The following is a 23,050-nucleotide window of genomic DNA, read 5'->3' as shown; positions in this document are numbered from 1 at the left end:
AATCGGACGATGAGTTCGGCTCACCGGCCACCCGGATGACGCTCTCCGACCAACTGTCGGGCCTGCGTATGCGCGCCTTCGACCAGGCGGTCACGTAGATCACGTAGATCATGTACACCGGCGCCGAACGGGATGTGTGAGACTCCCCCCGAATGATCCTTCGGGGGGAGTCTCACGTTGAACACGTTGGTGAAGAGGGTGTGCATCGCACTGGCCGCGACCCTACTGGCATCGGTTTCGGTCGCCGGCTGCGCGGTCTCTGACGAGGCGCCCCAGCCCGGGTCCTCGGCGTTGACCGTGGCCGTATCCCGGGACACCGTGGCGGAAGACATCCGAGCCGCGGTCCGTAAGGCCGGCTTGGAGCCGGAGACGGGGAAGACGACCTCCGAACCGAACGGCGTCAAGAACGCGAGTTACGTGGACTGGATGGCGGTCCTCGAAACACAGCAGGCGGAACAGGCACTGCCGAAGATGGGTGCGGAACTGGAGCGCCTGGGCTGGCGGCGTGACACCGAGACGGACGCCCCCTTGAGCTACGAGAAGGCCGACTGGATACTGCTGGGCCGAAGCGTGACCCAGGCGGACGCCGTCAGACTCGCCCCGGGTGAAAGCCTGCTCACCGTGACAGTCACCGATTTCGGTGCGAAGTAGCCCGGCCTGAGCGGCGCCGTCCAGTACCGAGAGCAACACCGACGCCGGTCGGGACGCGGACACCCGTGGTCGGTCTCCAACCGCGCCTGACGCCGTGGCCGGAGGCACCGGTGACCGATCGGTCACCGATCTTGGTCAGCGGCCGGTCCGCCTGGTGACTGGTCAGGCTTGGGAACCGCCGTCCCGACGGGCTCTCAGGGCATCGTCCGAGGGGTGAGCTCGTCCAAGCACGGCCCTGCCCGGCGCACTCCACGTCGGCCCGGGCGCGGCGAGCCGACCGAGTCTCCACGTCGGCCCCGGCGCGGCGAGCCGACCGAGTCGGTGACGGTGGCGTGTCATCCCAATGGGGCGATGTGCGGCACGGTGGATCAGGCAAGACTCTCGCGAAGCCCAACTTCGCCCCGGAGGTTCCATGTCGAAAGACGGCGCGTCTCGCATCGACGTTCCGCGTGAGGCCCCGGCCCGGGCGCCTCTCGTCCTGGCGTCCCTGATCATCGTTGCCGCGGTGGCCAACTTGAACCTGTCCGTGGCCAACGTGGCGCTGCCCGCGATCGGGAAGGCCTTCGACTCCTCCCAGACCGCCCTGAACATGGTCGCCGTGGGGTACTCCCTCGGCCTGGCCGCATCGGTGCTCTATCTGGGTGCGGTCGGCGACCGTCACGGGCGGAAGCTGCTGCTGGTCCTCGGCATCGCTCTGTCCATTCCCGCCTGCCTGCTCGCGGCGTACGCGCCGAACGACACCGTCCTCGTACTGGCCCGGATCCTCGGCGGAGTCTCGGCAGGCATGGCCTACCCGACGACCCTGGCGCTGATCACCGCCCTGTGGGCGGGGCCGGGGCGGACGAAGTCGATCGCGCTGTGGTCGGCCCTGGGCGGCGGCATCTCCATGCTCGGGCCGGTGATCGCGGGCGCGCTGCTCCAACACTTCTACTGGGGGTCGGTCTTCCTGGTCACCCTGCCCCTCGCCGTGGTCGCGCTGGTCATGGCCCTGCTGTTCATCCCCGCGCACGCCAACGAGTCGGCCGAACCGGTGGACAACCTCGGCGGCGTCCTGTCCGTCCTCCTGATCGCGGGGCTGGTGCTGGGGATCAACTTCGCCGTCGTCCCCAACCAGGGGGCACTGGCCGTCGGCCTCGTCGTGGTCGCCCTCGCCGCCGGGGTGGCGTTCATCTGGCGCCAGCGGCGGGCTCCCAACCCGCTGTACGACCTCCACATCGCCGGCCGGCGCACGTTCTGGGTTGCCGCGTGCGCGGGAATCATCGTGTTCGGCTCCATGATGGGGTCGGCGTTCATCAGCATGCAGTACCTGCAAAATGTGCTCGAGTACGACGCCGTCGAAGCCGGCGCCGCCATCCTGCCGCTCGTCGTGATGATGGTGCTCGTGGCGCCACGGTCCGCGAAGCTGGTCGAGACACACGGCGCTCGTACGACCCTGCTGACCGGCTACGTGTTCCTCTTCCTCGCCTTCGCCTGGATGTTGCTGTTCTGGGACGAGGACAGCGGCTACTGGCAGATCGGCCTCGCCTACGTCTTCATCGGCATCGGCGCCGGCTTCGCCGGGACGCCCGCATCGCACTCGCTGACCGGATCTGTGCCCGTGCGACGGGCCGGCATGGCCTCGGGCACCGCGGACCTGCAACGGGACCTCGGTGGGGCCGTCATGCAGTCCGTCATGGGCGTGCTCCTCATCGCCGGCTACGCCTCGGCCTTCAGCGCGGCGATCGCCGCTTCCCCCGAGAGCAAGGAGGTGTCGGACGAGGTCCGGAGCGAGCTGACGAAGTCGTTCGCCTCCGCCGGGCAGGTCGCCCAGCAGCACCCCGAGTACGCTCACCAGATCGTCGCGGCAGCACGCCAGTCGTTCCTCCACGGCGACGACTGGGCGTACACCGTCGGCCTGGGCGCCGTCGCCCTGGGTGCGCTGTTGATCTTCTTCAAGTACCCGCACCGGGACGCCGAGCGGGAACTCCTACGGCTCTACTACACCGAGGACTCAGTCACCGCCGCCACCGAGAGACCGAGCGGACCGGGAGCCTGAGGGGTCGGCCGGTCGGCCGGTCGGCCGGTCGCCGACCGTGTCGTGCGCGACGTGACGCCCCTCCACACCCCGTGGCAGTCGAAGCGGCAGCGGACGCTGGTCGCGAACGGGGACGGGCACGGCGAAGCTCATCGATGCCTGTCCGGACCACCTCGTGCCGCCCGCACCCGAACCCGCAACCGCCGGCGCCCCCGCCATCCTGTGGGCCGTCAACTCCTCCACCCCGGGCCAGGCCTGGAAGGTCACCCAGAACGGCAGCGGCACCCTGACGATCACCAACCCGGCGACCGGCCACACCCTCGACAGCGCCCCCGCCGACTCGAAGCGCGGGTGGGTGGGGATGGTGCGCCGACTGCGTACGCGGGGCCGGCTCGGCTGGATCCCTGGGCCCGCCCGGAGCGCAGCGGTGTGACGAGGCGGGCGCCCGCCGATGGCGCGGAGGAAGCCCCGGGTGGTGGCGAGCATCGCGGCTCGGGGGCCCTGGCGCGATGAGCGTCAGGGCGGCCACCGGTCCGAGGCGTGCGTGCGCCGTGGCGGGCCCGGCCGACGGCCCGCAGGCCATGGGGCCCGCCCCTATCGGCCGCCCTTGCGCTCCTGCGTCGACGCGCGGATCTCCTCCGTCGCCTCGCGGAACGCGGGGGCCGCGCGGGAGAAGTAGTCGAAGAGCAGGTCCAGTTGGTCCGGCGAGTAGCCGGCGAGCACCTCGCCGATCCGCTTGCGGGCCGGGCCCACCGCCGCCTCGACTCCGGCCAGCGCGTCCGGCACCGCCTCGACCACGACCTTGCGCCGGTCGGCCGGGTCCGCGGTGCGACGTACGTACCCCGCGCGCTCCAGCCGGTCGATCAGCCGTGTCGTCGCCCCGGTGGTGAGTCCCGTCCCGACCGCGAGTTCACCGGAGGTGAGCCCGCCCGCCAGGGTGATGCGGCTCAGGGCGTACCACTCGGACGCCTGGAGGCCCGCGGCCTCCGCACCCGCCATCCCGTGCAGCCCCACGGCATCGACGTACTCCCGGAAGACCGCCCGCCGGTCGCCCTGCTCCCGCTCCGTCATCGCGTCACCATTCCCCTTGCCATTTATCTGCACGCGTGCAGATAATGCATGTGTGCAGTTGTTGCGTCAGTGTAGTCAACGCGGCGGCTGCCGTCATCCGACCGTTCCGTCGACCGAGAGGCATTCCCGTGAACAAGAAGACCGCCAAGCGCGCCGCCCTCGCCACCGCCGTCGTCCTCGCGTTCGGCGCCGCCGCCGCGTACCTCTACCTCGACACCACCTCCGGCATACGGCGCACCGGCAAGGAGAACTGTGCCGACGTCATCCCGGCGGGTGCGAACACCGCCGACGGCGAGGCCATCTGTGCCACCCTCGACGCCCTCGTCGACGCCTGGGCCCGTGGCGACGCCGAGGCGTACGGCCGCCTGTTCACCGAGGACGGCACCTACACCACGTACGTCGGCAGCCACTACGAGGGCCGCGCCGACATCACCGAAGGGCACCGCGCCCTCTTCGAGGACTTCGTCAAGGGCACCAAGCTCGCCGCGAGTTACCTCGACCTGCGCTTCCTCGGGAAGGACGCGGCCGTCCTGACCGGCCGCGGCGACGACTACACCGGCGACAAACCCGGCCTCGCCGACCTGTCCAAGGTCCAGACGTACACCCTGGTCCGCGACACCGACGGCGCCTGGCGCATCGCCGCCTTCCACAACACGCAGCGCAGGAACGTGATGGAGCGCTTCTCCTTCCTCTACTCGCCCGCCACGGCCCCCAAGGCGGAGAAGTGACCGTCCTGATCACCGGCGCCACCGAAGGCATCGGCCGCGCCTTCGCCCTCGCACTGGCCGCCGAGGGTCACACCGTGACCGCGGTCGCCCGCACCGAGCGGCACCTGCGGGCCCTCATGACCGAACTCGGACCCGGTGGATCCGACGGCGAACACGACTACCTCCTGGCCGACCTCGCCACCCCCAACGGGGTCCGCACCGTGGCGGACGCGTTGACGGCCACCCCCTACGACCTGCTGATCAACAACGCCGGCCTCGCCCACCCGGGCCCCTTCGCGGACACGCCCCTCGACCAGGCCCTTCCCGCGCTGCGCTTGAACTGCGAGGCGGTCGTTGCCCTCGCGCACGCCTTCCTCGCCACCGCCCGCCACGGCGCGGCCCTGGTCAACGTCGCCTCCACCCTGGCCTTCGCCCCGCAGCCCGGCCAAGCCGTCTACAGTGCGACCAAGGCCTTCGTCGCGTCGTTCTCCGAGGCGCTCTGGTACGAGCAAAGGCCGCGCGGGGTGTACGTGATGGCCCTCTGCCCCGGACCGACCGCGACCCGCCCCGGCCTGCACACCGACATCCCGGCCGCCCTGGTCCGGAGCCCCGGGGCGGTCGTCGCCGCCGCCCTCACCGCCCTGCGCCGTCGCCGTCGCCCCACCGTCGTCCCCGGCCGGGCCAACGCCCTCCTCGCCGCGGTGACCCGGTACCTCCCGCGCACCACCACCCTCTCCCTCCTCGCGGACGGGCCAGGGGCCACTGTTCCGCAAGGACCTCGCGGCTGACGTTCCGCGCAGGCCGGGCGCCGAGGCCGGGGTCGCGGCCGGGGTCGCGGACGGCACGCGGCCGTTCAGGGGGGCGCCGCGCTGTCGGTCGCTCCCGGTTCGTGCCATCCGGTGTGGGCCGTACTGCCGTCCTCTGGCGCCTTGGCGTACGTCCACGCCGTGGTGAAGGACCTGCTGTCGTCGGAACGTCGTGGTTGCCCGGATTCCCGTCGACCGGTCTGAGGGCGAGGGGCACGAGCAGGGGTCCGGGGTCGGCCGTAGCTGCGGCCGGGCGTGCCTGCGAGGCGACGACCACCCGTGGATGCGCGTGATGTCGCGATGGTCGTCGGCGAGGCCTGCGGCCCGATCCGGCCCAGCAGGCGCGCCGTCAGGGATTGTTGACGGACCGACAGCGGGTCACTCGTCGTTCGCGTTTCGACGCGCGCTTTCTCGCGCGGCGGCGTTCGCCTCCCACTCGCGGCCGATGGAGCGGAGCAGCGCCGGGTACACCCCGAGGTACCGGAAGGGCTTGATGGCGGCCATGTAGAGGGAGCCGAGCAGTCCGTTCGGCTTCACCAGGACGGCCATCTGACCGCGGTGGCCGTCGGCCCCGTCCGGTACCCAGCCGATGTGCATCACCGCCCGCACGGTCTTGTTGGCCATCTCGGCGGCCCATTCGTCTTCGCGCTGGTAGAGCGAGGTGAACGGGGACGAGCCGAGGTCGGGACCCCGGGGCCCGTCGCGGAGGTCCGCCGGCAGCCGGTCGACCAGTCCGGACCGCCGGCCGGCGGTGTCGGAATCCGGCTCGTCCCATCCGAACAGCGCGCCGAGCTTCCAGCGGACGGTGAAGAGGGCACGGGAGACGAAGCCGTCCCCCTTCACCCCGCTCTTCATGCTCTCGGCGAACTGGCGCACCAACCAGGCGAGGTCGTCCGGTCCGCCGGGGGTGGGCAGCGCCCACACGTCCTCGACCGTGAAGTCGCCGGCGATCTCGTGGATCCGCCAAGGGCGCTCGGTGTGGTCGGTTCGGGGAAGTCGCATGGTCGAACCCCTGTCTATACGGTGGCGTATATTTCGAGTGTAGGCCGATCTATACGCCCCCGTATACTCGGCGGGACGTGAGGAGACGCACAAGGAGGAGGCACACAGGATGGGCGCGACCCGCACACCCCGCGGAAGGTGGATCGAGGAAGGCCTGCGGGCACTCGTTGCCGGCGGTCCCGAAGCCGTGCGGATCGAGGCGCTGGCCCAGTCACTCGGCGTCAGCAAGGGTGGCTTCTACGGCTACTTCCGCAACCGGGACGCGCTGCTCACCGAGATGCTCGACACCTGGGAGTACGAGGTCGCCGAGGGCGTCATCGAGCAGGTGGAGAGCGGCGGGGGAGCGGCCAGGGTCAGGCTGAAGCGGCTGTTCGACATCGTCGCCGAGAGCACCGACGGGCCGGTGCGGGGCACCACCGCCGACATCGCGATCCGCGACTGGGCCCGCCGCGACGCGGCCGTCGCCGAGCGCCTGCGCCGCGTCGACAACCGCCGCATGGACTACCTGCGTTCGCTCTTCTCCTCGTTCTGCCCCGACGAGGACGAGGTCGAGATCCGCTGCCTGCTCGCCGTCTCGGTCCGCGTCGGCAACCACTTCAACGCCGCCGACAACGGGAGGCGCAGCCGCGCCGAGGTGATGGAGCTGATCGGTCGCCGGCTGCTGGAGTAGCCGGGCGACATCAGCGCGGAGGCCGGGGAAGCGCGAACGGGATCCCGCGGACATGATCACCCGCTCGCACCGGCGCCAAGGGCATCCGAAGCGTGTCGGTGGGGCAGGAGAGGCCCATGACCGCATCCACTTCCTCTGCCACACCCGACGACGACCCGAAGCGCTACGTGGGTCTCGGTACCGACGAGGCCGAACGCCAGGCACACCGGCGCGGCTGGTCGACCGTGCGTACGGTCCCCCCGGGCGCGATCCTGACCATGGAATACCGCGCCGGACGGCTGAACCTCGAGGTCGAGGACGACACGGTGCGGCGCGCCTGGAGCGGGTGACCACCCGCGCGCGACCTCACGGTCACGGGAAGCGCCGTGCCGGACGGCGGACGCCCCTGTCCATCGGCGATGCCACGATCTCCGAAGTCGGCGGTCCCCGACAGGCAGGTCGTCGTCGCACGGGCCCGTCCGGCAACACACGGGCAACCAGTCGGCCGCCGGCTCCCGTACGCGTCCGCCAGAGCGTCGTTCGGACCTCTGAACCTGCGGGGGCCGGCCGTGGCACTCAATCCCCAGCGCGGTCTCGGCCGTGTTGTCGTCCTCCGACACCAGGCTCACCACCGTGACCGCCGCACTGCTCGGCGCTGCCCGGGGCGCGATCTCCTCCAACGCCGCCCACAGAGTGGGAATGCCTTTCTCCATCTGGTATTACGAGATCGTCCCGGTGGTGGCCACCTGGCGCACCGGCCACAGGCACACACGAATGCCCGCCTGCGCGGATAAGAAACGCATAAGTTTGGGCGCATGCGCGGGGTGGTCTCGGGCAGGCGGTGCTGCGGAGGTTGATAATCATGGTTCCCCTGCTTCTTGTTCTTCTGCTCGCTCTGATCCTGTTCGGTGCCGGTTTCGCGGTGAAGATCCTTTGGTGGGTCGCGATCGCGGTGCTGGTGTTGTGGCTGGTCGGTTTCGTCGCCCGTCCCAAGGGCGGCAGCGGTCGCTGGTACCGCTGGTAGCCGCACGCTGACAACGCGGTCCAGATGGCCGCATGCCGGTGGCTCGCCACCCCATCGTGGGGTGGCGAGCCACCGGCATGCTGTCACCGCCTCTACGCCCTGCCTCGCCTCTGATGGACGGACCGGGTGTCGCACGTGCGTCAGGAGGGCGCGAGCCCGGGTCGGGTCGCTTGACCGGGGCGCACGATACTCGGGTGAGGTGATCACTTATCCGGATCGTATGGGTCATCCGATGGGGAACTGGCAATCGGGTGACAGCTCGCCAGGTGAGTTCCCTGGCCATCGCAGAAACGTTATTCGGTCGTGGAATCACGTGATCTTTGGGAACGCAATACCGTGCTGGCTGAGGCGTTCTGTGCCAGTGACGACCGGATGCGGCAGGCGCAGAGCCTTCTGGACCGGGCTCAGGCCGACCGTACTCGCACCCTCGCGGCCTTCGCCGTGTCCATCGGCAGCGACGGCGGCGTCGCCAACCTGATGGGCCTCCACGAACGCGAGGTGCGTCGGGCCCGCCGCGTCGTCGGGAAGGCAGACGCGCGCAGCGTCGCCGAGGAACTCCTGCGCAGGCATGCGGCCTCCGCCCCGCCGCAGAGGCGCGAGGCCGAACCGGAGTGCGAGGCCTCGCCGGCCGTTCTCGAGCCTCTTCCGGCCGAGATCGTGCTGCCGCACCCCCGTGTCGAGACGGCCCCGTCCTCGGGCGGGGCCTCACCGGGTGCGGTCGCGTGGACCTCGTCGATGGACTCCGTCCTGTTGTGGAGCTGGCAGTCCGGCCTCGACCTGAGCAAGGTGGCCGCCGAACTAGGCGTCAACTACAGTGCACTTCTCCTGCGCGCCCAGCAGCTCGCCGCGGAAGGACGCCTCGCTGTCAAACCGGTGCACACCGACACCGGCCAGGCCGGACGGCACCGCCGCCACGAAGCCTTTCACCTCCCCGTCCCCGACAGCCCCACATCCCTCTACAACCCCTACGCCTACCCCTACATCTGAGCCGCCCGGCCGCCCAGCACCGATGAGCCCTGTGCCGATTCAGTGGTGACCTGCGGTCCCGGACGCACGCCGCTTCCGCCCCAGCACTTCCGTACGGGGTCGTGGCTTGTTCCTGTTCGCGGCCGGCGACGTGAAGCTCGGCTTGGGTGGTGACAAAGCATCCAGGCCGACCGGGCGTTACAGCCGGCTGACGTTCTCCTCGGTCGGGTCGTGGTCGAGACCGACGCGCACGCCGTCGGGATCGTCCAGTTCGGCGTCCGTGGACCAGCCGGTGTCGGCCTGCGGATGGGTCCGACGACTGCACCCGCCCGCTGCCGTACGGTGCGACCAGCGCGGCTGGCGCGGCCGGCGCGACCAGCGCGGCGTTGCCGTGAGCGGCGACGAGGGACGTCGGCGCCGTCTGCCAGGACGAAAGTCGGTCCGTCATGGAAGCACATGTGACGCCGTTTAAATCTCCAGCTCACGGCCACGTTCGTATCCCGTATCCCGTATCCCGTATCCCGTGAGCGGAGGTGCCGGGGGTGGTGAAATGCCGCACGTCGGTGACGGGCGTGAGCCTCACCGTCGTGGTCACGGCGGGTTCAACGTCGTTTGAGCCGTCCGGGTTACCCATGGGGGGCCGGAGGCCCAGAGCGGCGAGGGCCTGATCGGCGTCGATGAGCACAGCGAACTCCGCGAACGCCACGGCCATGGCCGCCTCGGGGGCGGCGTGTTGCCCTTGGGGAGTGCGTTGAGCGCGGCCGGCACCTGCCGCCAGTGCCACCGCCCGCTCCCGCCCCAAGGCACGGACACCGCGGCGGCCGGTTCCTCGATGTCCACGGCGAGGTGGTCGTCGATCATGCACTCAATTGCTTCTCACCTACGAGGCCACCGCGCCCGACAGTCCGAGGAGGCAACGCGGTGGCGGTTCAGACGTAGGGACTCTTCGAGCTGTACAGGGTCTCCGGGCTGTCGGGGACGGGGTTGTACCGCATGAACTCGTGTCGGCGGTGACGGCCGGCCTGGCTTGCCTCGTACACCGGGGGAGCGTTTTGCATCAGTCGTCCTTCCGCTGCAAGCCTCTGTGCGCGTAGGAGCAGGTCCCTGGAGCTCAGGCCGAGTTCTTCTGCGACGGATTGAAGGTCAAGGCCGGACTGCCAGCCCCACTGCAATACGGAGTCCATACCGGCCGTCCAGACCACCGGGGCACCCGGCGTTCCGCTCTCCATCGCAGGCGTTTGGGCAGACCATGCTGCTTCCGGGCGCGGATCGGGCATCTGCGTGTGCATTGCTTCCGTGGGCGGCTCCCATCCGGGACTCGGGACGGGTGAAGGAGTCTGGGGAGGCGTTTCAGCCGGAGTATCGCCAGGCGAGGATGCCTGGCGAAGCGTTTCAGCCGGAGGGCCGGCAGGTGAAGGTGATCGAGGAGGCGCTTCAACCGAAGAGCCGGCAGGCGAGGATGGCTGGAGAGGCGCTTTGGCCGGAGGGTCGGCAGGTGAAGGCGATTGGGGGGACATTCCGGCAGGAGGGTTGAGCAACTGCTCGGCGACGGTACGGGCGTCGTCCTTCCCGACCGTGCGCCGTGCGACTCGTACCTCGCGTTCGTTCAACCCCATCAGGTCGGCTACGGCGGCGTCGCTGCCGACTGTCAAGGCGAACGCAGCCAGAGTCCTGGTCCGGCTGGCCAGCGCCTCGTCCATCACAGCCTGTGCCTCACGCACCCGGTCATCTGTTCTGCAGAACGCCTCCGCCAGCAGCGAGTTGCGTTCCCATAGTTCACGTGGCTCCACGCAGGCACCAACGTTTCTGCGCCTCACACGACACACGCATCACGGCCGGATCACCCGGACGGCTCAGCAACCGCCCTTGATGGCAGTTGATCACAACAGCCGATCGTCGGCTGGCCGTGAAGTCGTACGACGCCGACTCGGAGCCTGGGGACAGCAGTGGGGTGATGGCAGATCAGGAGTGTCGGTGTGACAAGTGAAGGCGATTGACGAAGCCGTCGACGAAAGGCTGCCGGGGGAACTGCGGTACCGCCCATCGCGGCCCGTCGTGCGGGGCCGGATGGCGACCGCCGATCTGCGCGCCCTGTATCCGCGCGACACCGACGACCGGGCCGTGCTGCGCCCGCTGACCCGAAAGCGGACCGCTCCGCTCGACGAGCGAGCCCGCCTGGCGGCCGGTGTGCTGACCGCCCGGGTCCACGCGGCGCGTCGCTCGGGCCGCCTGGGCTCCCGTGCCCGTCCGCACACCGTCGCCGTGCCCGACGCGTCGAGGTCTCGCCCGCGTCCGTCACGCACGGGCCGGAAGGCCGGCCGCGGCCAGGGGCCGAGGCAGGGACCGCTGTCGCCGCGCTGGAGCAGACCAGCGCCACGATCGAGGCCGCCGCCGAGATGGCCGCCAAGCTCCAGGACGGTGTCCGGGAGCGCGCCGCCGACCTCGGTAGCGCGTCGTAGCCCGCCCCTTCGGCGTCCCCGCCGTCACACACCCGGCAGCCCGGCGTGCAGCAGACGCCGGGCCGGACACCAGCTAGTCGACGCCGGAGGAGAAGAAGGAGCTGCGTAAGCAGCGGCGGCGGCTCCAGGATGCCGGGAAGCGTCGCCTTGCCGCCGGTCAGTCGCGCCGGTCCCGCTCCCGGCAGAGCCGGATCGGCAACGCGGCCGCGCGCCGCGATGCCCGCGCCCTGTCCCGGGTGCGGCACTCGAGTGCCTGGCTGTGGTGCCGATGCCGGGCATCGTCCACCGGGTGGAGCCCACGATGTTCAGTATCCAGTGGGACCATGCCCGGCATCGGATGCAGAGCATCGAGTGGCCCGCCACCGAGCGGAGCCCATCGAGTGAGCTTCCGCCAACCTGAAGTCGCAGGTCAAAGGGCTGGTGTGACCGGCTCTCGTGGTGCTCACGCTTGTCACGGGCGTCTGTCTGAGCCGTAGATCGTCCGTCAGCGGCTGATTTCGAGGTTCGTCAAGACGAGCAGAGTGCGCGGGAGACGGGTGGCGCGGACGGGGTGGGTGCGGAGTTTGGTGAGGATCCGCCAGTTCTTGAGGTGGGCGAAGCCGTGCTCGACCGGTGCCCGTCCGACGGCGAGGACGCGGTTGGCCTCCTTCTGCCCTCGAGTGAGTTTGTGGGTGCGGGTGGCGATGTAGCCGGTGACGATCACGGGGTCGAGGATGTCGTTGTCCAGACCGCGGAAGCCGAGGTCGGCCAGGGCCCCGAGGCCGGCGGCGCGTGAGTGGGCCAGGATGTGGTCGTGGCGGGCGGCGGTGTTGTCGTGGGTGCGGCCGGGCCGGGCGGCGGATGTCCAGATCAGGCGGCTCTTCTCGTCGGTCAGGGCGAGAAAGTGCGGGCCGTGACTGCGGTGCTTCCCAGAGTAGTTCCGCCGGTCGGCTCTTCCGGTGCGGTGTCTGGTGCGGATGAGGGTGTCGTCGATCAGGACCACCTCCCCGCCCTGCTTGGCGACCTCCTTCAGGGCGTGGTCGAGGCGCGGTGCCTGGGCGGCGAGTAGCCCGATCAGCTCGTCGCGCCGGCGGCGGACGGTGGACTCGTATACGTCGTTGCCGCCGGCCATGTCGGCCAGGCGCTGGTCGTGGCGCAGTACGGCCAGGACGATTGCCGCGATCTTCCCCGGCGGCAGGATCCGCCACCTGAAGGGTGCCGAAGCCCGGCGAGTAAGAACCGGACAGTTCAACTACCTGCCTCTGCTGACGACCAGTTGCGCAGGGCTCGATCGCTACGAATGTCGGTTCTGGCCGGTCCGACCATGCGTCAGACGGTGAGCTTCGCCCGTGACTTCGGCATCGATCTGGGCCAACGTCCTGTCCCCGTACTCGACGATGTCGTACTCGTCATCAAGCTCAGCAAGACGCTCGGCCAGGGGTAGCTGGTGACCGAACCACTGGTGGATACGCGAAGCAAGCTCTCGCGGCGTCAGCCGGCCCGCCAGCATTTGGTGCGCGAGCGCCCGCACAGCAGCCTCCTGCCCGGCCTCGCTGTCACGCGGGTAGAACACAAGGTCCAGCTCATCGAGTACGACGGGAAGCAGCTCAGGAACGTCATAGTCCGCCTCGGCACGTGTGTATCCGGCCAGAATGCGCAGTGCCGGGCTGTCCAGTCCGGCAACGAGTGCCGCGCAGGCAGCCTCGACGACATCGTGAGCATGGGCCTCGCCAACACTCCAGAGAACAGCGACATCCTGCAGGTCATTGGTTACGGCTTCGATCGGGGACATCCACACATGATCTCCTGCACGAGATGATCCCGGCGACCGTTTTTCGGCTCAGGCACCGACCGCGCTGACGGACGATCTACTGCTCAGACAGTCGCCCGTGACCAACGTGAGCACCCTGGAAGGCCGTCACACCAGCCTTTTGACCTGCGAATTCAAGTTGGCGAAGGCTCAGTGAGGTCCATCGCGGAGAACGCGCCATCGTGGATGCGCAGGGCGGGATGCCCCTGGTGCAGGACGTCGAGCACATCGAGGATGTGCGCGGTGCCGCGTACGAGGCGGAACATCTCGGAAATGTGCATGGTGACGCCCGGCCGCGCGTACGCCGGCGGTTTCGCCGAACTTCGGGCGCTGGAGTGGGTGGAGGCGGCCGGCGATGCCGGCCGCCTCCTCGAACGGGATGGGGTCCTCGATCCGGGCCTCGGAAAGTCCGGGTTCATCGGACGCCTGCGGCGCCTGTCGTCATTCGATCGTTCGCCGACACTCACGAGTCGATCGGCCGGCTCGGGCAGACCGCGGCCTCGATGTGGGCGAGGTGGGCGGCGAGGATCTCTTCGAACGCGGCGCGGCGATCCACCCCCAGGGGGCGGACGTCGCGGGCGAAGTGGGCCAGGGCGGGGAAGCGTTCGGGGTCGGCGCCGAGTACCGTGACGCGGAACAGTTCCATGCCCTGTTCGTGCTCTTCCGAGGTGATGGTGCTGATTCCGGCCTCGGAGGCGATCAGTGCGGCGATGAGGACCGCGAGCCGGTGGTAGCGCGCCGGGATCTCCTCGTCGGGCAGTCCCGACGTGCGCAGGGCCTGTAGTACCTCTTCCACGATCAGCCGGGAACCGGCGCCGCCTGACGCGTAGCGTCCCCAGACCGCGGCGAGCTGGGGCTGTCGGCCGAATGCCTCTCTCACGCGCAGGGCCAGGGCAGTGATGCGCTGCTTCCAGTCGCCCTCGGGGCGGTAGCCGTCCATGGAAGCCAGGAGGATCCGGTCGGCGACCGCGCGCAGCAATTCGGTCTTGCTGCGGAAGTGTCGGTAGAGGCTGGAGGAATCGGTCCCAAGGGTCGCGGCGAGCTTGCGCACGCTGAACGACTCTGTGTCGCCTGTGCGCAGCAACTCCACTGCCACATCCAGGATTTCCTCGGTCGACCAACGCTTTCGACCTGTCATCTCACCCCTCTCGTCGGACTCATTCTAACCTATGCACTAGGCATTGCACGCACCGCGTGCATAATGAGGACATGAGCGTGCCGAGCGACCCGGCAGCAGGCGGGCCGACGCGCCACGCGTGCCCTGTCACCCGGGTCAGGCAACCGATGCGGAGCTCACCCCGGGAAACACGAAAGGACGCAGGACGTGAAGAACCCACTGGATTCCGCGACGCTGAACGCCGCCATCGAAGACGTCCACCGCGCCGGGATACCGGGCCTGTTCGCCGAGGTGCGAGACGGTGACCAGGTCTGGCGCGGTGCCGCCGGGGTCGCCGATGTCGCCGGCGGTCGCCCCGTCACCGCTGACATGCGGCACCGGGTCGGCAGCATCACCAAGACCTTCACCGCCGCTGCGGTCCTGCAACAGGTCGAGAGCGGTCGGATCGGCCTCGACACACCGATCGGCCGGTACCTTCCGAAGGTGGTTCCCGGAGACCGCGGTGACGCGATCACGGTCCGGATGCTGATCAACCACACCAGCGGCCTCGCCGAGTACCTTCCGTACGCCTATCCCTCCCTCAAGGGGATGCCCGTCGTCGCGGACACCCGACCCCAGAGCCTGGACGACCACCGGTTCACACGGTTCGACCCCGCCGAACTGATCGAGATGGGGATCACCGCACCTGCCGTCGGCACCCCGGGCGGCGCTCCGGGGGTGTACTCCAACACCAACTACCTGCTCCTCGCCCGACTTTTGGAAGAGGTGAGCGGCACCACGGCCGAGCTGTGCATCACCCAGAACGTCATTGAGCAAGCCGGGCTCCGGGACACCGGATTCCCCGCCGGCCCGTACGTCGACGGGCCACACTCACAGCTCTACGAGGCATGGTTCGGCATGATCGACCCGCCGCGCGACTACAGCGTCTTCGACATGTCGTACGCGGGACCGTCGGCCTCGCTGATATCGACCGTCGCAGACCTCAACCGCTTCTACGGCATGCTGCTGGCCGGGGAGATCGTCAGCTCGTCGTTGCTGGCGCAGATGCAACGCACCGTCCCGGTCGTCTCCCAGGAGGGAAAGATCATCGACTACGGCCTCGGTCTGTACCCGATGGAAGGTCCCGGCCAGGGCACCTTCTGGGGCCATGGCGGCACGGTCTGGGGTGGTGGAGCACTGGCCATGACCCGTGCCGACGGCAAACGGCAGATGTCCGTCGCCGTGAACCTGCAGAGGTGGAACAGGCTCGACTCCTCCGGCAGGCCGCAGCCCCATCCCATCGACGACGCGCTTGCGACTCTGTACCGCGTGGCGATGTACGGCTGACCGGGCCGGGGAGGCCGCGGCCCGGCCCGCCGATCTGTCCGGCCTGCCACCGGCCTACATCGCCACCGCGGAGTTCGACCCGCTGCGCGACGAAGGCATCGACTACGCACTGCGTCTGCCGCGGGCGGGCGTCCCGGTCGGGCTGCACCAGTGGCCCGGCACGTTCCACGGCTTGCCGGCGGTCCTGCCCGCTGAGGTGTCGCAGCGACAGCTCGCCGAGCCCTGGCCCCGTAGGCGGCCGGGCCAACCAGGCCGGCCCCAAGCCCTACACCTGACCAGATGAACGATGACCGCAGAATGGATGTGTCGGCATGACCGTTAACCCGATCGATCTCTTCGCCTCCTTCATCCACCTTGACCAAGGCGGCCAGGTGCGCGCCGCACAACCCGTGTTCGACCCCGAGCGGGACGGCTGGCAGCTGATGACGTTCCGTGTGGAGACCGACGCGGACGTCCACGCCGACCACTGGGAAGTCCACTCCGCCGCGGACGAAGTCGTGTCCTGCCTCAGCGGCGGGATACGTCTCTGCTTCCGCCCGCAGCAGCCGGGCGAGGAGGAGGAGGAGATCAAGCTGGCGGCGGGAACGGCGGTCATCGTCCCGCGCGGGCGATGGCACCGCATCGCACTGGACGCCCCCAGCGACATCATGTCCGTCACCCTTCCACGCGGCAGCCGCCTGGAGAAGCGGAGCGAAGCTTAGCCGGGCCCTCACATCCGGTCCTCATGCACCGAGACGCTCTACACGGGCCGCCGCTCACGTCCGCGCCCACCCGCGGCTCGGCCGTGGCGCCGGGTGTGAGCGCGACCAGCCATCGCACAGCTCTGCACACGGTGACCGGTCCCAGGTCATCCGTTCGACAGAGGGGACACAGCCAGGGTGGTGTCGCCGGGCCTGTGGGGTGCCGTCACAGACGCTGATGAGAGACCCGGCCACCGCCCGGTCCGGCGCGATGCCGGGCAGAAGCGTGGGCGGCAGGTCTGCATAACGTGGATGCGCGAGCACGGTGCCACCGCCGAGGCCGGCAAGGTCGACCACCCTGGAGGGGTGCGATGTTAGACATCGGCGATGTGGGCGTCTTCCTGGGCATGGACGTCGGCAAGACAGTTGACCACGGCCACGGGCTGACCCCGGCGGGCAAGAAGGTTTTCGACAAGGCGATGCCCAACAGCGAACCGAAACTGCGGGCCGACTGCGGGCCGTCTTCGACAAGCTGATCGCGAAGTTCGGCACCGTGCTGGTGATCGTGGATCAGCCCGCCTGAGTGTCACCTCCGTGCCGGCCGTATCGGCGTCGCGTCGCGCCGCTGTTCGTGACCGTGCGGATGCCGCCGACCGGTTCAAGGCTGCGGTGTGCCGATCACGGACTTGTGCCGCGGCGCCATCGGGAGCCGGCGTTGGTCAGGTCCGACCGAGCTGGCCGATATCAGTGCTTGTGCGAATTCGAGCACCTGGATCTTGGCAGTACGAGGAGCCAAGCCGGTTACGAGAAGAGGGTGTTGCCTATCCGGCCTGAGCGGGGAGAGACTGTATGCGAGCCGAGAGTAGGTGCGCCCGTGGCAGCAGCCGAACCGGAGCACGTCGCCTGGTTGTCCGAGAGACAGCTGGCCCGAGCCTGGCCGACCATCCGGGCGACCTGCCTGGACGCCACCGCGAATGCCAACGGAGTTCGCAACAATCCCCATGTCTCGCAATCCACTTGGGGCGAGAGCAACTGGCGCACGTACCATCCCTCGGACGTCTCCCGGGTAGCCGGGGCGATCGCCGACGGCACTGCGGAGCTCCAGCCGCACTGGCGGAACGACACCGCCGAGGCCAAGCTGCTCGATCAGCGCCTTCGCAGGAAGAACCTGCCCGGTGCCATCGGGTGCGCCCTGCTCGTCGCCGTCCCGTTGGCGATCATCGTCATTCTCCTGATCATCTTCTGGAACGGCTCCGGATCATCATCGCCCTCCTATTGGCACTGACCCACAAAGAGTCCGCTCAGTCGAGATCGGCTTCGCCGCCCTCCGCGAACGGCTCCGAGTGCGCCTGGGCGAGCAGCGGATATCGCCGTTGGCCTTGATGCCCAGGTGCTCCCGCCTCCGTCAGCTCGCGCCTGACCTTGGCCGGCACGCCCGCCACCAGCGAACCGGGCGGGATCTGCATGCCCGGCTGCCTCACCTACTGGTGGATGCGCTTATGAGTGGGGCTCCCGTTCCTGGGCGGTGTGGTGGGCAGGACGGCCGAGGGAGGGTGTTCGTGGGGTGGTGGCGGCTTCCGAAGGGTGTTTCGTTCGCGTGCCCGGTCATGACCTCTCGCATGGTGTTGACCGCGTTCACTGTTGCCACGACGACCCGAACCCCGGCCCACGCCCGCAGCGCTCTGTCGGAGCCGATCCGTCGCCAACTCCGAGAGTTTTTCCAACCAGGCACGGGTGTCGATGCCGTGATCAGCCGGATCGAAAGCTCGCCCGACGGCGGCCGGCCACACCGAGCGGAGGACCGCGTCCGGGAGGGCCGGCACCAGCAACCGGCTTGCGTCTTCACCCAGTTCGACGGCTTCCTACAAGCGCTCCTACGCGGCGCCACGGATTCAGCCCGTGCGGGACGAGGAACTGAGCCGGTCGATCGGAGGGGAAGTCCGGGCACTCGCTCGAAACCTCGACCAAGCCTCCGGACTGCCGGGGCTTGCTCATGCCCTGGAAGAGGTAGTGACGCAGGCGGACGCCGACTTGGGCATGCGGTTCTTCCTGCGTGCGCTGAAGGCATACTCCGTGCCGATCGACCAACCGCGCGCCGACCGCTTCGTCGCGTTGGGCGACCACTTCGGCTACCACGTCGCCGTGGTTTATGAAGGTCTGCACGTCATGTGGCCGCCGATCGACGCGACCCGACGCGACCCCACGTGGGACTTCGGGCTCTCCATGCTTGCCGCGCGGTTTGGGGCTGGCTTGTACAACCACGGTGTGTCACAGACCGTGCGAGAGGTCGCCGCGGCGGACGCCTACGAAGAGACTCCGGGCTCCGTGGCAGCCCAACTCCTTCAGGACGTGAAGCGGCTTCTGGATTGAGGTTTGTCCGCCGAGACACTCGCCATCGTCTGGTTGGCGGCAGTGGACTCCGGCTACGACATCGACCGGTTCGGCACCGATGGAAGGGATTGGTTGCAGCAGATGGTGGGGGTGTGCGAGGAACGTCTTCGCGACGTCGCGCCCACGTACCGCCCTTCCGTCCCGGAAGCCCGGACCGACCTCATCGAGATGGTCATGCACGAGGTACTTGCCGTGGAACCGCGTGCGGCGCACAAGGCAGTCAGCCCGACCTGGCACCTCATTTGCGGGCACCGCCGTGATGGGGTCACTGAAACAGGTCGTCACCCGTGTCGACCCCGACCTCGGCTTCCGGCTGTTTCTTCGAGCCATGTGGGCTCTGCGCATGCCATTGGCCGAGGATCAGTACACCCGCTACGAGACACTCCGTAGAACCTTCGACTACAGCGAGGACTACCTGATGCAGATCGAACAGTTGGTGCGGCGAGACTGATGGACAGCCACCTCTAGACAAGCACGCAGTGGGCCCCCCTCCGCCCAGGAGGGGGGCCCACTGGGTCTGTCCAGTAAACGGCTCTGTCTCACATTCGGTGGTGACGCAGGGTGGCGTTATCCGAGGAGGATGCGGTGGCGAAGCAGGGGGAAGCCCGCTCGTCGTGCATCTGGCGTGCGATGCGCGATCTTCCCCGACTGCCGCCTCAAAGGCGACGGAGTCCATCAAGCCATGCTCGGCATCGCCCACATGTACAACCGTCATCCTGACCCCGACGCCCACTCATGTCGGGAGATCCGAGAACGCTACTTGGTTCGGCGAAATGTGATTGTTGAACGACAAGCTTGGCATGACCGCCTGGACGTGTAGTTGGCTTGTTCTGCGCGGTGGGCAACGGTTGAAATGCGAGCGTTATGCACATCCTGCGGATCCGCGCATTCTGGTGGAATCGACACCTCCCATTAATCGGAACAGAGAGGTCCGATTTCCGGCCAATTCGATGTGCTTTAATCCCTCATCGATGTGCGCAACGGCAGGGGAGGGTATCTCACAGTGCGAAGACGACTGGTCGCTGCGGCGAGCATCGCCGCCATGGCGACGATGCTGACGGGGTGCGGAACACACCAGCTCACAGCCGAGACGAAACCAGGCTCCACGACCGTGGCGGATCCGGGCCGACTCGCCCTCGGCGACTTGCCCTCCGCCCCCACGAAGGGCCTGGCCAAGGGGCTGGTGCTTCCGCTGGCCGCCTATACGGTCACCCCGGTGGACGGCTATGCCTGGCAGGCTTCGGTGCAGGGGCAGTGGCGGTCGTGCATGGCGCGCTACGGCTTCGAGGACTTCGGCCCGCCGGCAGCCTCCGAGCTCTCGGTGGCCAACGAGATCAACACGTCCATGGGGCGCCGCTACGGAGTGTCCGACCTCGATGCGGTGAAGAAGTACGGCTATCACCTTCCGGCGGATGTGCCGGAACCACCCCACTGGGAGCCTGCCGCCGGCGCGGAGTCCGCGGTGTTCACTGGAGTGGGGGTGGAGGTCGAAGGCGGCATCTACCGCGGGACAAAGATTCCGGATGGTGGGTGCCGGGGAGAGACCAAGCGGATGTTCCCCGTGCCGCAAACGCCTGAAGCCGACGGCCTTTCGGCCAGGATATACAACGAATCACGTGCCGACGCCAAGGTCACCACCACTGTCAGCAAATGGGTCGCTTGTATGAAAGTCAAGGGTTTCGACCGTAAGAATCCCCTTGATGACCTGGGGGATCTGGGCATACAGCTGTCCTCTCCCGCTGTAGGTGAGGCTGAGATCGCGCAAGCCGTGGCCGATGTCGAATGCAAGCAGCAGACCAGCCTGGTCGCCGCCTGGAACGCGCGGGAACGGGACATGCAGAACGTCGCGATCAAGAGCGCATCAAAGAAACTCTCGGAGGAGAAAGCCGCCAAGGATCAGAAAATGGCCAAGGTTCGCCAGGCGTACCAGGCGGTGAGCAACTGATGGGCGTCAAGAAGATCACAGGGCTTTGCACCGCAACCACAATGGTCGCGATCGCCCTTTCGGCGGGGACCGCATCCGCCACATCGACATCCTATGAGTCGGACGCTTGTAGCTCAGCGGGAAACCGTTATTGTTTCTCGCTTCACTTCAATGGCAGAGGTGGGCAGACCTGGTACTCGAACAGTCCGTGCTTTGTCTCCGATTCGGACATACCCAACCACTACGGGTACTCGCCGAACGGAGCCGCACTCGTCCGCTATGTCTTCAGACCCGGTCAGATCAACTTCCAGACCTGCAGCATGACGAACGAGGGAAACGGACAGGAGGTTAAGAACAACGCTGCATCCGCCGTGAACGGGGAGTGTTCCGCCAATTACCGTGTCTATTTCAGCTCCGGTTACGGCGGCCCCAGCCAGGTGTTCCGCCCGACCTGCGGTGACTACTGGCCTGCGGAGAACATGATCCCCGACCTGTACAACGAGAACGCCTCTCACGACCGGTACTGACCTCCAGACTCCCCGTGGGCCCTGTCGAACCGCAGGGCCGAGCTGACGGGCAGCACGGTGAGAGGACCGGACTGAGCGCGGGCCCGCCCGTCATCACGCCTTTCGCGCGTCTACATCCGCCCGATCGGGCGGATGTCTTCGACCTGATTTCCAGATGCACATCATTTCCGTTGAAGCAGAGCCATTTCATCCTGGTCGCGTTAACGAAGAGGGGGGTATGCATGTGTCAAGGCGTACGGGAATGAGGCCGTTGACAGCGCTGGGGGCGGGTGTGGCCGCCGCCGGCTTCCTGGCGGGGTTGATTCAGGTGCCGGCCAGTGCCGCCGGGCCCAGCGGCCCGGTGACCCCTGACCCGTCCACGCCCCGTGCCTCGGTGCCCGCCGCAAAGCGGGACGATGTGCTGGGCAGGGGCTGGCGTACTGCCGATGACCGGGCGGTCACCGTTGTCGGCGACGCGTACGGGCTACACGTCCTGGTCTCCGAAAGCGGTGACGGGTACGAGTGGCGTGAGGCTGCCACACTGCGGGAACAGGGGCTGGAGGCGGACGCCTGGGTGGGCAACGTGTGCGTGACGGGCTCGGGTAAACGCGCCGTGGTCGCGTACGCACCGCGGGCTTTCACGAATACCCCATCGTTGTTTGACCGGGGTGCTTTCGCCGCTGTCGTCGACCTTGAAACTCACGCGGTGACAAAAATGAGCGAAACGGTCTCGCTCGCCTATTTCAACCCCGGCTGCGGTGCGGGGGAAACGGTGGTGTTAACCCAGTCCGCCGACGCGGAGGCGGGGAAGACCCGATTGCTGCGGCTCGACGCTGCGACCGGCAAGGTGGCAAGTGAGCTGATCGTGCCGGGAGAGGCGACATCGGCCGTCCCCGTGGGCGATTCCGTGATCGCCGCCTTGGGCGGCAAACTCGCCAGGATCGCGCCCGACGGAGCCCAGGAGCTGATCGGGGAGACCTCCGGTCCTGCGTTCCGTATCCATCCGGATGCCGGCGGAGCAGTCGCCTTTCTGGACAGAGAGGGAGAGAGCGTCCGGGTACGCCGCGCGGTCGGAGCCAAGGTGACCGAGCTCGCCCGCGGCGGCCTCGGCAAGGTCAGCCTGGCGGCCGGCACCGCGGGGCGGCTCTTCATCACGGGGCAGCCCAAGGACATCGGACCGCTCCCGCCCGGGATCACCAAGCTTGCGGCGGACGCGGGAAGCGAAGTCTCCTCCGGCGGACGGCTGGTCATCGACCATGCGGTATCCGCCGCGTTGCGCTCCCACGTGGCCGATCCCCTTGCCGCACCGGACACCTCTCACGCACCGCCGTACAGAATCAAGGCACACGCACCGGTAACCGGCAGGTCCGTGGACTTCCTCGTCCCTGGAGCAGCTGAGTCACACGACGACCAGCCATCGCCCGCGCTCCCGGGCACAGCTGCTCCCACGACCAAGAGCCCGCGCGCGACCCTGTCCGCGCAAGCGGCCCTGGCAGGCTCCTCCACCTCGACCGTGGACCCCGAGCGCACCTGCTCGGTGCCGCGCAACGACCCTGCGCAGCAGGCTCTGCAGCCCACGCCCAACCAGGTCGAGTGGGCCGTGGACATGGCCATCCGCGGCAACCTCACCAGTGGCTGGATGGCACAGGGAGGCTGGCGCGCGCAGGACGGGCTCGGTTCCTCGGTCGCCCCATCGACGATGTTCCCGCAGTCCACGCTCATCGGTGGACCCGCAGGGGGCCGTATCCCCGCCCAAGTACTCCTTGGCGTACTCGCCCAGGAGTCCAACCTGTGGCAAGCCTCCTACCAGCCCTCCCCGGGCAAACGGGCAATCCGCTGGTCGGTAATTTCTACGGGACGAACATCTACCCCGGCACCCCGGGATACGATCCCGACAAGATCTGGACGATCGACTGGGCCAAGGCAGACTGCGGCTACGGAATGGGCCAGCAGACCGACGGCATGAGC

25 protein-coding genes and 2 pseudogenes are annotated in these 23,050 nt (G+C 68.4%); 19 read left to right on the top strand and 8 right to left on the bottom strand.

Going from position 1 to position 23,050, the window contains the following annotated elements:
• Nucleotides 1-318: 318 nt before the first annotated feature.
• The 3 genes from ACFYW3_RS27285 to ACFYW3_RS27275 all read left to right on the top strand — a co-directional run bounded on the left by ACFYW3_RS27285 (nucleotide 319) and on the right by ACFYW3_RS27275 (nucleotide 3,098).
• On the top strand, nucleotides 319-651 hold the full coding sequence (locus ACFYW3_RS27285) for a hypothetical protein (protein ID WP_389387615.1): 333 nt from the start codon (nucleotides 319-321) through the stop codon (nucleotides 649-651).
• Nucleotides 652-1,063: 412 nt separating this feature from the next.
• The gene (locus tag ACFYW3_RS27280; protein ID WP_389387614.1) at nucleotides 1,064-2,686 is read left to right on the top strand and encodes an MFS transporter; all 1,623 of its coding nucleotides are present in this window, start codon (nucleotides 1,064-1,066) and stop codon (nucleotides 2,684-2,686) included.
• 154 nt (nucleotides 2,687-2,840) lie between these two features.
• Complete coding sequence (locus tag ACFYW3_RS27275; RefSeq protein WP_389387613.1) at nucleotides 2,841-3,098, top strand: RICIN domain-containing protein; 258 nt, start codon at nucleotides 2,841-2,843, stop codon at nucleotides 3,096-3,098.
• 161 nt (nucleotides 3,099-3,259) lie between these two features.
• Here ACFYW3_RS27275 and ACFYW3_RS27270 read toward each other — a convergent pair whose 3' ends face one another.
• Entirely contained in the window at nucleotides 3,260-3,736 is a 477-nt protein-coding gene (locus tag ACFYW3_RS27270) for a MarR family transcriptional regulator (protein ID WP_351752846.1), read from the bottom strand.
• A 128-nt stretch (nucleotides 3,737-3,864) separates the two neighbouring features.
• Here ACFYW3_RS27270 and ACFYW3_RS27265 point away from each other — a divergent pair, with 128 nt between their 5' ends.
• Both ACFYW3_RS27265 and ACFYW3_RS27260 read left to right on the top strand, forming a co-directional pair.
• Nucleotides 3,865-4,464 (top strand): SgcJ/EcaC family oxidoreductase, encoded by a 600-nt coding sequence (locus ACFYW3_RS27265; protein ID WP_389387612.1) that lies wholly within the window; start codon nucleotides 3,865-3,867, stop codon nucleotides 4,462-4,464.
• Nucleotides 4,461-5,231: an SDR family NAD(P)-dependent oxidoreductase gene (locus ACFYW3_RS27260; protein ID WP_389387611.1), complete on the top strand. Its 771-nt coding sequence runs from the start codon at nucleotides 4,461-4,463 to the stop codon at nucleotides 5,229-5,231. Before ACFYW3_RS27265 ends, ACFYW3_RS27260 begins: the two co-directional genes overlap by 4 nt.
• Before the next feature lie 396 nt (nucleotides 5,232-5,627).
• Here ACFYW3_RS27260 and ACFYW3_RS27255 read toward each other — a convergent pair whose 3' ends face one another.
• Nucleotides 5,628-6,251 carry a DUF2867 domain-containing protein gene (locus tag ACFYW3_RS27255; protein WP_389387610.1) on the bottom strand — a complete coding sequence of 208 codons (624 nt, stop codon included), beginning with the start codon at nucleotides 6,249-6,251 and terminating at the stop codon, nucleotides 5,628-5,630.
• Between the two features lie 109 nt (nucleotides 6,252-6,360).
• On the opposite strand from ACFYW3_RS27255, the gene ACFYW3_RS27250 reads away from it, so the two are divergent.
• The 4 genes from ACFYW3_RS27250 to ACFYW3_RS27235 all read left to right on the top strand — a co-directional run bounded on the left by ACFYW3_RS27250 (nucleotide 6,361) and on the right by ACFYW3_RS27235 (nucleotide 8,911).
• Complete coding sequence (locus tag ACFYW3_RS27250; RefSeq protein ID WP_351752857.1) at nucleotides 6,361-6,921, top strand: TetR/AcrR family transcriptional regulator; 561 nt, start codon at nucleotides 6,361-6,363, stop codon at nucleotides 6,919-6,921.
• Between the two features lie 116 nt (nucleotides 6,922-7,037).
• A complete protein-coding gene (locus ACFYW3_RS27245; RefSeq protein WP_351752860.1) occupies nucleotides 7,038-7,250 on the top strand; it encodes an I78 family peptidase inhibitor in 213 nt (70 codons plus the stop codon).
• A 512-nt stretch (nucleotides 7,251-7,762) separates the two neighbouring features.
• A complete protein-coding gene (locus ACFYW3_RS27240) occupies nucleotides 7,763-7,924 on the top strand; it encodes a hypothetical protein (protein WP_053676175.1) in 162 nt (53 codons plus the stop codon).
• A 336-nt stretch (nucleotides 7,925-8,260) separates the two neighbouring features.
• A complete protein-coding gene (locus tag ACFYW3_RS27235; RefSeq protein ID WP_389387609.1) occupies nucleotides 8,261-8,911 on the top strand; it encodes a hypothetical protein in 651 nt (216 codons plus the stop codon).
• 908 nt (nucleotides 8,912-9,819) lie between these two features.
• Here ACFYW3_RS27235 and ACFYW3_RS27230 read toward each other — a convergent pair.
• The 5 genes from ACFYW3_RS27230 to ACFYW3_RS27210 all read right to left on the bottom strand — a co-directional run bounded on the left by ACFYW3_RS27230 (nucleotide 9,820) and on the right by ACFYW3_RS27210 (nucleotide 14,276).
• On the bottom strand, nucleotides 9,820-9,948 hold the full coding sequence (locus tag ACFYW3_RS27230) for a hypothetical protein (RefSeq protein WP_389387608.1): 129 nt from the start codon (nucleotides 9,946-9,948) through the stop codon (nucleotides 9,820-9,822).
• Nucleotides 9,949-11,833: 1,885 nt separating this feature from the next.
• Nucleotides 11,834-12,580, bottom strand: a complete 747-nt coding sequence (locus ACFYW3_RS27225; protein ID WP_389387607.1) for a transposase family protein — start codon at nucleotides 12,578-12,580, stop codon at nucleotides 11,834-11,836.
• A 42-nt stretch (nucleotides 12,581-12,622) separates the two neighbouring features.
• Nucleotides 12,623-13,120: a hypothetical protein gene (locus ACFYW3_RS27220; RefSeq protein WP_351752878.1), complete on the bottom strand. Its 498-nt coding sequence runs from the start codon at nucleotides 13,118-13,120 to the stop codon at nucleotides 12,623-12,625.
• Nucleotides 13,121-13,272: 152 nt separating this feature from the next.
• On the bottom strand, nucleotides 13,273-13,419 hold the full coding sequence (locus tag ACFYW3_RS27215; RefSeq protein ID WP_389387606.1) for a hypothetical protein: 147 nt from the start codon (nucleotides 13,417-13,419) through the stop codon (nucleotides 13,273-13,275).
• A 182-nt stretch (nucleotides 13,420-13,601) separates the two neighbouring features.
• Nucleotides 13,602-14,276: a TetR/AcrR family transcriptional regulator gene (locus ACFYW3_RS27210; RefSeq protein WP_351752884.1), complete on the bottom strand. Its 675-nt coding sequence runs from the start codon at nucleotides 14,274-14,276 to the stop codon at nucleotides 13,602-13,604.
• Between the two features lie 186 nt (nucleotides 14,277-14,462).
• Here ACFYW3_RS27210 and ACFYW3_RS27205 point away from each other — a divergent pair, with 186 nt between their 5' ends.
• The 5 genes and pseudogenes from ACFYW3_RS27205 to ACFYW3_RS27185 all read left to right on the top strand — a co-directional run bounded on the left by ACFYW3_RS27205 (nucleotide 14,463) and on the right by ACFYW3_RS27185 (nucleotide 17,546).
• The gene (locus ACFYW3_RS27205) at nucleotides 14,463-15,581 is read left to right on the top strand and encodes a serine hydrolase domain-containing protein (RefSeq protein WP_389387605.1); all 1,119 of its coding nucleotides are present in this window, start codon (nucleotides 14,463-14,465) and stop codon (nucleotides 15,579-15,581) included.
• Nucleotides 15,547-15,864, top strand: coding sequence for an alpha/beta hydrolase fold domain-containing protein (locus ACFYW3_RS27200; RefSeq protein ID WP_389387604.1), 318 nt, complete (start codon nucleotides 15,547-15,549; stop codon nucleotides 15,862-15,864). The genes ACFYW3_RS27205 and ACFYW3_RS27200 overlap by 35 nt, the downstream gene beginning before the upstream one ends.
• Before the next feature lie 28 nt (nucleotides 15,865-15,892).
• Nucleotides 15,893-16,282, top strand: coding sequence for a cupin (locus tag ACFYW3_RS27195; protein WP_389387603.1), 390 nt, complete (start codon nucleotides 15,893-15,895; stop codon nucleotides 16,280-16,282).
• 350 nt (nucleotides 16,283-16,632) lie between these two features.
• Nucleotides 16,633-16,841 (top strand): annotated as a pseudogene (locus ACFYW3_RS27190) (transposase); the annotation flags it as partial.
• Nucleotides 16,842-17,135: 294 nt separating this feature from the next.
• A complete protein-coding gene (locus ACFYW3_RS27185) occupies nucleotides 17,136-17,546 on the top strand; it encodes a hypothetical protein (RefSeq protein ID WP_389387602.1) in 411 nt (136 codons plus the stop codon).
• A 16-nt stretch (nucleotides 17,547-17,562) separates the two neighbouring features.
• Here the strand turns inward: ACFYW3_RS27185 and ACFYW3_RS27180 are convergent.
• Nucleotides 17,563-17,730 (bottom strand): annotated as a pseudogene (locus ACFYW3_RS27180) (gamma carbonic anhydrase family protein); the annotation flags it as partial.
• A 430-nt stretch (nucleotides 17,731-18,160) separates the two neighbouring features.
• Here ACFYW3_RS27180 and ACFYW3_RS27175 point away from each other — a divergent pair.
• The 5 genes from ACFYW3_RS27175 (at nucleotide 18,161) to ACFYW3_RS27155 (ending at nucleotide 23,048) form a co-directional block, all read left to right on the top strand.
• On the top strand, nucleotides 18,161-18,631 hold the full coding sequence (locus tag ACFYW3_RS27175; protein WP_389387601.1) for a hypothetical protein: 471 nt from the start codon (nucleotides 18,161-18,163) through the stop codon (nucleotides 18,629-18,631).
• 280 nt (nucleotides 18,632-18,911) lie between these two features.
• Nucleotides 18,912-19,103 carry a hypothetical protein gene (locus tag ACFYW3_RS27170; protein ID WP_389387600.1) on the top strand — a complete coding sequence of 64 codons (192 nt, stop codon included), beginning with the start codon at nucleotides 18,912-18,914 and terminating at the stop codon, nucleotides 19,101-19,103.
• Between the two features lie 591 nt (nucleotides 19,104-19,694).
• Nucleotides 19,695-20,597: a hypothetical protein gene (locus ACFYW3_RS27165; RefSeq protein WP_389387599.1), complete on the top strand. Its 903-nt coding sequence runs from the start codon at nucleotides 19,695-19,697 to the stop codon at nucleotides 20,595-20,597.
• Nucleotides 20,597-21,103: a hypothetical protein gene (locus tag ACFYW3_RS27160; RefSeq protein ID WP_389387598.1), complete on the top strand. Its 507-nt coding sequence runs from the start codon at nucleotides 20,597-20,599 to the stop codon at nucleotides 21,101-21,103. Before ACFYW3_RS27165 ends, ACFYW3_RS27160 begins: the two co-directional genes overlap by 1 nt.
• A 250-nt stretch (nucleotides 21,104-21,353) precedes the next feature.
• The gene (locus ACFYW3_RS27155) at nucleotides 21,354-23,048 is read left to right on the top strand and encodes a hypothetical protein (protein WP_389387597.1); all 1,695 of its coding nucleotides are present in this window, start codon (nucleotides 21,354-21,356) and stop codon (nucleotides 23,046-23,048) included.
• The last annotated feature ends 2 nt before the right edge of the window (nucleotides 23,049-23,050 follow it).

The sequence above is a fragment of the Streptomyces sp. NPDC002602 genome (genome assembly GCF_042889445.1).
Taxonomy (GTDB): Bacteria; Actinomycetota; Actinomycetes; order Streptomycetales; family Streptomycetaceae; genus Streptomyces.
The sequence above is the reverse complement of the archived record's forward strand: the minus strand, read 5'-3'. Positions and strand labels throughout refer to the sequence as shown.